Source organism: Plectonema cf. radiosum LEGE 06105 (genome assembly GCF_015207665.1).
Taxonomy (GTDB): Bacteria; Cyanobacteriota; Cyanobacteriia; order Cyanobacteriales; family Nostocaceae; genus Rivularia; species Rivularia radiosa_A.
Map to the genome: position 1 here is coordinate 1 of NZ_JADEWL010000180.1, position 11,913 is coordinate 11,913.

Consider the following 11,913-nt stretch of genomic DNA (forward strand, 5'->3'; position numbering starts at 1 on the left):
CCTCACTCCTAACTCCTAACTCCTAACTCCTCACTCCTAACTCCTAACTCCTAACTCCTCACTCCTCACTCCGGCGGTACTAACTTTTAATCCAAAATCCTTAACCACATCCCTCCCAAGAAATAGGAAAAGTTTGCTTTGATAGTAACGAAAAATCATTTTCATTGCTTGGAGTTTCTTCATCAAGGACTTTTACTACTTTGTTATAAATTTCTTCTGCTTGTTGAGGAGAATCACCGATGCTGGTTAATCCTAATTTACCAAATTCCGATAGAGAACCCATTAAATGGAATACTGTACCCGTTTCGGTTCCGGTGTCGAAATGCAGTCTGTGGTGAGCGATGATATCCATTAAATCGTTGGGTAAAAGTCCTCGGTAACGGTCTTTTTGCAGATTATCGGTAGCAATATAATATTTTGGTCGTCCTTGCTGGGAATAAAATAAACCTGTAGAAAGTTCGTAGCGACCGTTTGTAAGTAATTTCAAGGTCATAAAAGGATGGGTAGTACCACCTTTTCGCAAATTAATTTCAATTGCTTGAATGTCCCATGTTCCATCATTTTGCTTGACAACTATAAAATCTACACCATATCTTTCTAATGCACCTTTTTCTGCTAATTTACGACCAATTTGTAAGCCTAATTGCTGTAACTTTAATCGGTAAGCTTCCGCAGCGGGGAATTTACAACCCAGATAAATTTGACCGTCGGGACCTCCTAAAATTTGGTCATGAGTAGAAAGTACTTCCACTTTTCCCGTCGGAGTGATGCGCCCTTGAACGCTTGGTGAAAGTTTAATCTCACCTTCCACAAAAGCCTCTACAATCGCTCCTAATTCAGCTATACGTCCGGAAAATGTTTCCCAAGTCTCTTGTTTGGCTTGAAAACTCATTTTAGTAAAATTATTGGCGATCGCCATTACCCGTTGTTGATGAGAAACTTTTTCTGGTGCAACTTCAGGAATCGGTCTTAAATCTAACAGCGCGTTTCCTTCTCCAGAAATTCCTTCATTAAGCTTTACTACCATTCTTTGTAATGTGGGTTGACGTTCCCACAACTGAGCCGCCGCTTCTGCTAAATCGGAAACATTCCACATCCTTTGACTACCATCTGGATGAGGAATTCCAGCTTCTGCAAAAATTTGTCTTGAACCGCTCTTTGTTCCCCAAATTTGTAAATCTGGAGCCGCAGCATATAAAGGTACTCCCAACTTTAAAGACAATTCTGCTTCAAAATCTGTGGAATTATAGCACGTCATGAACGCTTTGTCTATTCTCAAAGCGCGGCGAATATGCTGTAATAACCGGGGACGTTCTAAAATCTTTTGACTTAGAGGTTTGAGAGAAGAATCGTAAGTAGAAAGCAATAACAAGCGATTGCGAGCGTGAGAAAAGGGAATTCCCGGTAAAAGTTGCAAATAATAATCGATAATACTCGGATGTAAAGGTACTGATGTCACATAAATTAGTCGGTTACGGGGATTCCACAAACGAATTAAAGAAAATAGCAATCGTTCTTCATAATGTTCGTAGCCTTCAATCTTTTTCAATTCTCGCTGATCAAGACTAAGGGAAGGAATCACGAGAATATCAACATCACTTGTACTACTTTCATCTCCTTCTACAGATTCCCAGCGTTCTCGTAAACCTGACTGAAGATAACGAAATTTTTCCAGTTGTTCTAAATCAGATATGTGAAACATTGCATTAATTATTAATTATTATCGAGAGAGTTGGATTGATTGTTCATCCATCATTTATCAATTATCAGTTAAAACTTACGTAACGCAGCGTCATCAGGATGCAATCTAATAATTCATACATAATTTGTAACTAAGGATAAAAAACCTTTAATTTAGTTTTTATTCCCAATTCATATTTAAATTTATTCCTGAAGAATCAAAAACTCTTCAACCATTAGAGAGATGAGTATATCTACAATTAGTGTCAAAATTGCAATAATTATTGTTAACCCACATGAGATTACAAATATTAAATATGGCATCTTCTACACCATTAAAAGGTACCGATTTGGTTGATTGCGCCAAAGCAAATGCTAAGCAAGGAATAGAAACTGCTGCTTTTCAATGTGGTTATGGTGATGATTTAAATACATTTGCGCGAGAATTACGTCAAGCTTGTGAAGAAATGAATTTACAAGTATCTGAACTCAACGAACTGATTACCAACCAAGATATGATGTTAAATATCGGTACCGGGGAAATTGTTGCTCCCGATACTCCAGCGGATTTGTAAACTAGGAAATAGGGAGTAGTACCGCAGCGAGTCCGTAAGAAGTAAGAAGTAAGAAGACTTATACCATCAGCTTTTCACCTGTTTCAGATGGTAGCCTTATTTACGCGCCCACTGTAGTAGGGGATTAAATCTAATATGCCAAAATTTGCTTAAAAAGACAGATTAACCCTTCTGGAGGGGGCTTGGGGGAGAATCCCCCAATTCTTGATTTTCCCCAACAAAGTTTATGATTGACGAATATTTACAATAACAACCTGAATTGAACTCTATAAGTAACTATAAATTAGCAATCACAATTTGAGAATAAACCTTGCTAAACCAAAGTAAATTAAAACACCCACAACATCCACTGCTGTAGTAATAAATGGTGCAGACATCAACGCTGGATCTAATTTCATGAAGCGGAATAAAAACGGTAGTGCAGAACCGGAAACTGAAGCTAAAATCGAAATCGCAATCAAACTAGTACCAACTGCGATCGCAACTTGTAAATTACCTTGCAATAAAAAAGCCCAGACGGTAGCAATTGTTCCTAATGTTGCGCCTAAGATTGCACCGGCTAAAGCTTCTCTACCGACAACCTGAATTGTGGCAAGGGAGCGGATTTCATCGGTATTCATCCCGCGAATTACCACAGTAGAAGATTGAGCGCCGACGTTACCTCCAGTACCCGTAAGCAAGGGAATGAAAGCCGCTAAGGTGACAACTTTTTGTAAAATATCTTCTTGTGATTTAATAATTGTTCCGGTTACGGTATTAGTAATGAGCAACACTAATAACCAAACAACACGCTTGCGAGCAACGGTAAATAAATCTGTTTGAAAATAGTTGTCACCACTCGATTGTACCCCACCACCAAGAGCATAAATATCTTCTGTGGTTTCTTCTTGAATAATATCTATCACATCATCAACCGTGACAATACCTACTAAACGCTGTTCCCTATCGACTACAGGTACCGCGAGAAAATCATACTTTTGGATAACTCTAGCAACCTCTTCTTGGTCGGTATCGGTATAAACGTATATTGGGTCACGACTGATGATTTCACTGATTTTTTGTTCTGTCTGAGCTGTAACTAATTGACGCAAGGAAACAATCCCACTTAAACGCCTAGCATCATCGGTAACATAAAGATAATAAATCATCTCGCTAGCGTTGGCTTGACGGCGAATCCTTTCCAAAGCTTGGGCTACGGTAAAATTTTCCTTGAGCAAGATGACTTGAGGAGTCATGATTCGTCCAGCAGTACCGGATTCATAACCCAAAAGTTGAGCGGTAGCTTCTTTTTGAGCCGGGCTAAGCTGTTCTAAGAGGCGATTTACAACTTTTGCTGGTAATTCATCAAATAACCTAGCACGGTCATCTGGTGACATTTTATCAACAATATCAAGCACTTCCTGAGAACGAAATTCCTCAAGCAACTTTTCCTGAACGCTATAATCGAGATATTCGTAAACCTCAATCGCTTCATCCTTAGAAAGTAAACGAAATACCAAAGCGTGCATCGTTTCGGGTAAACCTTCAATTACTTCCGCTATATCCGCAGGTTGCACTGGTACGAGAATTGCTTTTGCACCCCGCAAGTCATGTTGTTCGAGCAGCATTTGCAATTGAGTTCGTACTAAATCCCGCAATTCCCGACGCGAGGATTCTTGGATCACAGAAGCTACATTGTTCATTTCGGTCACATTCGGCTATCTCCTCAAGCTAATTTAATCATGAATACTCAATCATAGTTTATGGGAAATTGGTATCCAAAAACGTCAAATCGGTTAATTTTCATTCTGAAGATTGATATTAATAACTGATTGAACTTGTTTTGTTCATCCTTTGGACTTAATTTGAATGAGTTATTTATCGAATCGCAAATAACAATAAACCCTCTGCAAACCTTTGCGAGAACCTCAGCGTTCCTCTGCGTTAAAAGAATTATCCTATTATTCTAAGGCAAAGGTACGCAAAGGAGCGAGAATAAGAATGTTATTACATCCTTTCCAAAACACCAATTCCCAACAAAGATAATCCCAATTTCAAAGTTCTCGCCGTCAAATCGCACAAAGCTAAACGCGATGTTCTCATCGGTTCTTCCGATTTTAAAACCGGACAATTTTCAAAGAATTGATTGAATTTTTCACTCAATTGATAAAGGTATTCACACAAACGATTGGGAAGCAATTCTTGCTCAACTTCTGTAATTACCTCATCTAGCTGCAATAAATGTTTTGCTAAAGTAAATTCTGCTTCTTCTTTGAGGATAATTTTGACATTTTCACCTAATTTTTCATAATTAATATTACCTTTACGACTAATGCTTTGAGTCCGTGCATAAGCATAAAGCATATAAGGTGCAGTATTACCTTTAAGCGCCAGCATTTTGTCAAAGCTGAATTTATAATTACCAGTACGGTTTTGACTCAAGTCAGCATATTTCACCGCACTGATTCCCACCACTTTGGCTACATTAGCAATAAACTCTTCTGTTTCTTCTCTTGCTTCAACTTCATTTAATCTACTTTCTAAATCCTCATGAGCGCGAGCAACAGCTTCATCTAATAAATCCCGCAGTCTCACTGTATCACCAGCACGAGTTTTAAGTTTCTTGCCATCTTCTCCTAATACTAAACCGAAAGGAACGTGAACGATTTCTACATCTTCGGGAATCCAACCCGCACGATTTGCTACTTGAAAAACACCTGCAAAGTGGTTCGCTTGTCCAGCATCAGTAACATAAATTAACCTTTTGGCTCGATCTTCTTGTATCCGATAACGTAATGCTGCTAAATCTGTCGTCGCGTAGTTATAACCACCATCAGATTTTTGTACAATTAACGGTAAAGGTTCGCCTTCTCTATTTTTAAATCCTTCTAAAAATACAACTTTTGCACCTTGGTTTTCTTCCAACAATCCAGCTTTTTCTAAATCTTCCACAACGGCACTTAATAATGGATTGTAAAAAGATTCTCCTCTTTCTTCTACCTGAATATCTAGTAAATCATAAATTACTTGAAATTCAAGACGCGATTGTTCACACAGCAACTTCCAAGCGTGAACTGTATCTTTTCCACCCGCTTGTAATCTTACAACTTCTTGCCGCGCTTTTTCTTGAAAATCTTCATCTTCATCAAACCGTTTTTTAGCTTGTTTATAAAAATTAACTAAATCTCCAATCTCTAAAGCATTTGCAGTCGTTAACGCTGATGGTGAAACTTCTCGTAGATAAGTAATCAACATCCCAAACTGCGTACCCCAATCACCCACGTGATTCAACCGCAATACGTCATGTCCGCGAAATTCTAAAATTCTGGCGATCGCATCACCAATAATTGTAGAGCGTAAATGTCCGACGTGCATTTCTTTGGCAATATTCGGGCTGGAAAAATCCACAATCTCTCGTTTGGGATGGGAAGAAATGGGAACTCCCAACCGGGCATCAGTTTGAATCGAATTTAACTGAGTTTCAAGGTAAGATGGAGTCAACCGTAGATTAATAAAGCCAGGACCGGCAATTTCCGGAGTTTCGCACATATCAGAGATATCAAGTCGATCTACTACAAGATGCGCGATATCTCTAGGTTTTTGTCCCAACTTTTTCGCTAAGGACAAAGCCATATTTGCTTGATAATCCCCAAATTTCGGATTTGACGCAGGAACTAACATTGGGTCAGTATCAGCGTATTGATCACCGAAAGCTTCACCTAAAGCCTGCTTTAATTTATCTTTTAATTGTTCTTGTGTAGCCTTCATATAAAATTTATACTATACAATACATTACTATTTTTAGATGCAGAAGAACTACATATAGGAATCCGGTTTGATTTTTGTTAGCGTAGCGTGGCGTAGCCATAATTATTTGTGTAGGGAGGCAAGAGGCAAGAGGCAAGAGGCTGTCTTGCTTTCATGATTCTTTCTAGAAGATTAAGGTGTACTGAGTTTTTTCAATTTTCAAGTAGGATTCCTATATCAAAAATATCATGCTACTCGATGAAAGTTCTCTTTGCATTGCTCAAATCAAGATTACCTAGAATCTGGGATTTTTCACCGGGTAAATTTTTAAGGTCCGTTAGCGTAGCGTGTCCGTCAGGACATAGCCCCCGGATTTATCCGTGGATTATGCCATGCACGAAGCCCCTAAATTCAATTTATGGGGCATTAATTACGAATTACGTTCGCGTAAGCGTCTCCCGAAGGGAGAAATTACGAATTACGAATTATACTCACTTCACTATATATCTGCGTCATAGATCCATCTATCAGAACAAATATAGCAAATTTCAGTTGAGTCCAATACACTAAAACCTCACCCCCTTCCCCTCTCCTTATGAAGGAGAGGGGTGCCCAGAGGGCGGGGTGAGGTCAATTTTGTATTGCATCCAAGTGAAAACCGCCATAAACCAATTTTAGTCAGCGGGACAAAATATTTTTGTTCATCTTTAGAAATTTATTACTTATGACAGATGTAATTTATTAAATACCTTTTGTATTACTTTTGATAGATGTCAACTATATAGCAACTTGCTAGACAATTATTCTAGCTAAAAAGAAAAAAAACTACCTTGAATTGTTAAATTTGCAAAGTTTTTATGGATATCTATATATCTATACTTTATTGTTAATTGTTTTTATAGTTTTATTTGAATAATCATTTAAGGAAATATTATATTGCTTAGTTTTTAATCCGAGACTGTAATTTTAATTATAAATTAAGCTTTGCTGTATTTTAAAGTTTTCATGAAGATAATATAGTTTTTTTATAATAGCTGCTTTTTTGTATGATAAACTCTTGACAGAATGTTCGATAATTTATTATTAGTTACGGTAGGTTCCTAAAAGGTGTAAGGAACTACTATTTTCTAGGAAAAACAGTCTTTGATGTATTCCAGATTCGGTAGTAAGTTATTGAATATCTAATCCCTAGTGACAGGCTAATTCGGTAAAATAGACTCTCCTAAGTCTATTAGGACGGCTCATATTTATGGTTTCAATTCGTAAATATTTATGAATTGTTGAGTTATCAAAATTAACCAATTTATTTTGGAGTATTAGATAACTAAAGCTTAAACTCAGGAAAATTACTTAAATTCGTAGCATTTTTGCTTTGGATGTCAGTATTTTTAGTAAATTGAAAAAAGAGGTGAATACAGCTTGTTTACAGTTCTTTGCAAATCAGCTTTAGCTTCTAGATTTGTAAACAACAATCACAATTGGCTGATATCACTTGGTTGCAAACTATATATTGGTACATATATAATATCCATGGTTTCTACCAAGCTTTATAAAGCTATCTACAACTTTTAAGATATCGGCTTGTTTTAGCTATGATGGGCACTAAATTTTTTACGGAGTTAAGTAGAGCATCAAAAGTAAGCTTAGTTTCTAAAAGGTTCATATATTAAATGGTCTGGAGATGCATATCAATTATGTATGCAGGTCATTAAATAATGTCATAGTGCATAAACCGAGGAAAAAATACCTATATATCTATTAGGGAAGTTATCAGAGGAGGTTGCAATGCGTTTGTGTTATTAAATGTAATTTGTGAAAGATCCAGAAAATAAAGGCTCAGACCCTTCTTGATCAAAGTTAACTCGATCGGTTTGAATAATAAGGTTTCCTTGGTAGTTCAGTTGCAAGATACAAAAGTTAAAAAAGAAAGCTGAACAATCAATCTAAGTAACCGTACAATCTTTATTAGTTAACCAAAATTTGCAATCTAGACTTTTTGGGTATCAAGAGAGTCAAAATTATTTAATAAATTGGGAGATTAAGTTAATGAAAAAATTCAATCAAATCCCATAAAAAAGCACCGATTCATTCTTACTAACCCAGGAATAATCCCCCTAAACACTCGCAATGTTAGAGGGAAAGGCTTCCGAGGTTAGTTGCAATCCTAGACCAAATTGGCAAAGCTGTAAAACCTTGGCAGGAAACCTACAGCAATGCGCGGCTATTCAAGACAACTTATAGAGATTATGTCATACCAATTTAGTTTCTCACAAGCTTTTACGAGCTACAATTTCGTAGAAAGTAAGTTAGTACCTGCTTGTAGGCAGAATAACTTGTTACAAAAAATACGCACTGTTTTACGTGTAGAATATTGTCGGCTAGTTGAAATTAGATTGCTGACGGATATGCATCAATTTCAAACTCAAGTCGGTCAAATATTCAGCTATTTTCAGCCGATATCAAGGTATAGCAGTGGTTCGGCTTGCATAACTCAAGTTAATAAATCCTGTCATCCTCCCATTGATAGACCTAAGATTTCAAATAACCAATATATTCGGCGGTTGAAAAAGTTACTCACTCAGGCTTCGAGCGATTATAAGAGTTGTAATATCTTTAACCACTACATAGGTATATATCTATGTAAATATTTTTTCAAAAAATGGAGATTTTCAAGAATCAAAAGGCTTGTAGTGTTCGTTGCTTAATTTGTAACTTGTAATCAAAGTACGTTGCAGACAACATCGGTTGTTGGTTATTTGAATTTTGACAAATTAATAATTGAAGCAGTGGAGGTACGGAAATCATGCAGAATGTACTTTCCCAAGAACAGTTGTGTAAAATAATCATTGCTACATTGGGTGAAAGCCTGACAGAGCAAGAAATACAAAGCTGCTTGAAGGTAGTAGAAATAATTGAGCCAAAAGTCGCAAAACTATTTTGGCAAGTCATGGAAGCTAAACCCGGCATTTTTATAGTGCTTGAGGGTAAAGCTAGACTGCTTGATGGTGCTGATAATTTAATTACAACCTTATCCTCCGGTGCATCCTTCTCGGAACAAAGTTTATTTAGGGAACAGAATTTTCTGTCTTTAGCAGCAAGAGCTTCTACTTCTTTAAAACTTGGTTATATCCCTGGGGAAGTGATATGTAAGTTGATGGAAAAGTATCCTCAAATTCGGGAGCGTCTTTATAAACGTGCGGAATTTTGGGATATATTGCTGCTGTGTCGTCAGAATTCTCAAATAAACCGCAGTTCCTCCACTTCGGAAATCTTCAAAGCTTTATGTTTATTTGAACGGTACAATATTGAGCCTGGGGGAAGTACTACTAAATTATTTGAGGATAATCAACTGTTGCTGTTGCGACAGGGGGAACTAAAAAATGCAGCAAATCAAACTTTGCTGCCAGGAAATATTTATGTAAATACAGATACAAATATCGATGGAAAATGGGAAGTAACCCAACCAACTATTGCTTATAGTCTTAAAACTTCTAATTTACAACTAGCCCTCACCGAGTGGAATGAGTTGATCAGGTGGATTAATCCATCAGAGGAATTCTCCCACAAACAAGTTCGTTCTAGAAACTTCGCCACTAAGATATTTCCCAAAGCCGAGGGACTTCCTAGTAACAGGAAAATTATTCCCTTCCCTTCTCCCTCTGCTCAAAAGCAAAAAACAAAACCTTACTTCCCCAGCCCCAAAATCAAGGCTAAACATATCTGGGAACGCTTTAGTAAGCAATATCCTTTTTATGCTCAACAAAGCGCTTCTGACTGCGGCTGTGCTTGTTTGGTAATGATTGCCAGATATTGGGGTAAACGATTAGCTGTTAATCGGGTGCGAGATATTGCTAATGTTAACCGCAGTGGTGCATCTTTACGCAGTTTAGCCGCAGCAGCAGAAAATATTGGCTTTTCCAGCAAACCCGTAAAAGCCAGCTTTGATAAATTAGCACAACAGTCTTTACCAGCAATTGTTCATTGGGAAGGTAAACATTATATCGTTGTCTATGAAATTAATCAAAAGCACGTTATAGTTTGCGATCCTGCGATTGGACAACGCAATATTACTCATAGCGAGTTTAAAGATAAGTGGACTGGCTATGCATTATTGTTACAACCGACACTTGCTCTCAAAGAAGCTCAAGAAGAAACAGGCAGCGTTTGGAGGTTTTATGAATTAATTAAACCTCACTCTTGGGTGCTATTTGAAGTATTCATGGCTTCGATATTACTGCAAGTATTTGGGTTGATAACGCCATTATTTACGCAGTTATTATTAGACAGAGTAATTGTGCAAGGTAGTGTATCTACTTTGAACGCCGTTGGTTTGGGGTTGTTAATCTTTGGTTTCTTCAGCATTGCAGTTAATGGGGTACGGCAATATTTGCTATATCACACCGCTAATCGGATTAGTGTGGCGATGCTGGTAGGGTTTCTTAAACATACCTTTAGCTTACCTTTGTCTTACTTCGAGTCCCGTTATGTCGGTGATATCACTTCCCGAATTCAAGAAAATGGCAAGATTCAGAGTTTTCTAACTGGTGAAACACTTTCAATAGTTCTGGATTTAATCACCATAGTTGTTTATCTCGCTGTGATGTTTTGGTACAACTGGCAGCTAACACTGTTAGTACTTTTGATAGTGCCGCCATTTTTTATTTTGGCATTAGCAAGTACCAGCATTCTGCGAAAAATGTCCAGAGAGATTTTTAACGCTAGTGCTGAACAAAGCAGCTATTTAATTCAATCGCTCACGGGTATTCGTTCCGTGCGAAGTATGGCGATCGAACATACAGTACGTTGGAAGTGGGAGGAATTGTTAAATAATGTGATCAAAAAAAGCTTTCGAGCCAAAATCATTGGTACTCGTTTGCAGATTATTAGTGGCAGCATCGATACCATTAGCGGTACAGCATTATTGTGGTATGGCGCTTATTTAGTAATTCAGAACCAACTCACTATCGGACAATTAATTGCCTTTAATATGTTGATGGGCAATGTGATTAGTCCTTTCAAGCGACTTTCGGGAGTATGGAATCAATTCCAGGAAATTATGATTTCTACCGAACGCATTAATGATGTTTTGGAAGCCAAAGCCGAAGAAGATTTACTCGCATCCCCCCGCAGACATATATCTCAACTTCGCGGACACATTCGCTTTGATAATGTCACATTCCGCTATCACCCAGAAAGCGAAATTAACGTTTTGGAAAATCTCAGCTTTGAAATTATGCCAGAGCAAATGATAGCAGTCGTAGGACGTAGCGGTTCTGGGAAAACTACACTATCAAAGCTGATTTTGGGTTTATATCCTCCCACCGAGGGCAAGGTTTTAATTGATGGTCATGATGTATCTAAAATTGCTTTAAAATCTCTACGTCGTCAAATTGGTGTAGTAGACCAAAATACCTTCTTATTTGGTGGAACTATCCGAGAAAACATCAGTGTTGCTCACCCAGAAGCTTCTTTAGAAGAAATTACCGAAGCAGCGCGTTTGGCTGGAGCAGATGAATTTATTCAGCAATTACCGATGGGTTACGAAAACGAAATCGGTGAAGGTGGTGGGATGTTATCTGGAGGGCAACGGCAACGTCTGGTAATTGCTCGTGCTTTATTAGGCAATCCTCAATTATTAATTTTCGATGAAGCAACCAGTAGTTTGGATGCTGAAACGGAACGCATAATTCAAAACAACTTAAAAACAATTCTTAAAGGACGTACTAGTTTAATTATTGCTCACCGGCTTTCTACAGTACGCAATGCCGATTTAATCCTAGTTTTGGACAAAGGTGTATTGATCGAAAGCGGTACTCATGACGAATTAATTGCTAAAAAAGGTCATTACTACTATCTCAACCAGCAGCAATTATCACAAGCTGGGTAGATAAGAGGATGGGGAGACAAGGAGACAAGGGGATGGGGAGATGGG

The 11,913-nt window shown here is 37.7% G+C and carries 5 protein-coding genes; 2 read left to right on the forward strand and 3 right to left on the reverse strand.

Annotation, left to right across the window (positions count from 1 at the left end; translation table 11 throughout):
* Window positions 1-100 precede the first annotated feature (100 nt).
* Complete coding sequence (locus tag IQ247_RS28775; RefSeq protein ID WP_193925219.1) at window positions 101-1,702, reverse strand: peptide ligase PGM1-related protein; 1,602 nt, start codon at window positions 1,700-1,702, stop codon at window positions 101-103.
* Between the two features lie 274 nt (window positions 1,703-1,976).
* On the opposite strand from IQ247_RS28775, the gene IQ247_RS28780 reads away from it, so the two are divergent.
* Window positions 1,977-2,255 (forward strand): hypothetical protein, encoded by a 279-nt coding sequence (locus IQ247_RS28780; RefSeq protein ID WP_322745595.1) that lies wholly within the window; start codon window positions 1,977-1,979, stop codon window positions 2,253-2,255.
* Between the two features lie 290 nt (window positions 2,256-2,545).
* On the opposite strand, the gene mgtE is transcribed toward IQ247_RS28780, so the two are convergent.
* Window positions 2,546-3,937 (reverse strand): magnesium transporter, encoded by a 1,392-nt coding sequence (mgtE, locus tag IQ247_RS28785; protein WP_228060133.1) that lies wholly within the window; start codon window positions 3,935-3,937, stop codon window positions 2,546-2,548.
* A 304-nt stretch (window positions 3,938-4,241) separates the two neighbouring features.
* On the reverse strand, window positions 4,242-6,002 hold the full coding sequence (argS, locus tag IQ247_RS28790) for an arginine--tRNA ligase (protein ID WP_193925223.1): 1,761 nt from the start codon (window positions 6,000-6,002) through the stop codon (window positions 4,242-4,244).
* A gap of 2,782 nt (window positions 6,003-8,784) precedes the next feature.
* Between argS and IQ247_RS28795 the strand changes: the two genes are divergently transcribed.
* Window positions 8,785-11,868, forward strand: coding sequence for a peptidase domain-containing ABC transporter (locus tag IQ247_RS28795; RefSeq protein WP_193925225.1), 3,084 nt, complete (start codon window positions 8,785-8,787; stop codon window positions 11,866-11,868).
* The last annotated feature ends 45 nt before the right edge of the window (window positions 11,869-11,913 follow it).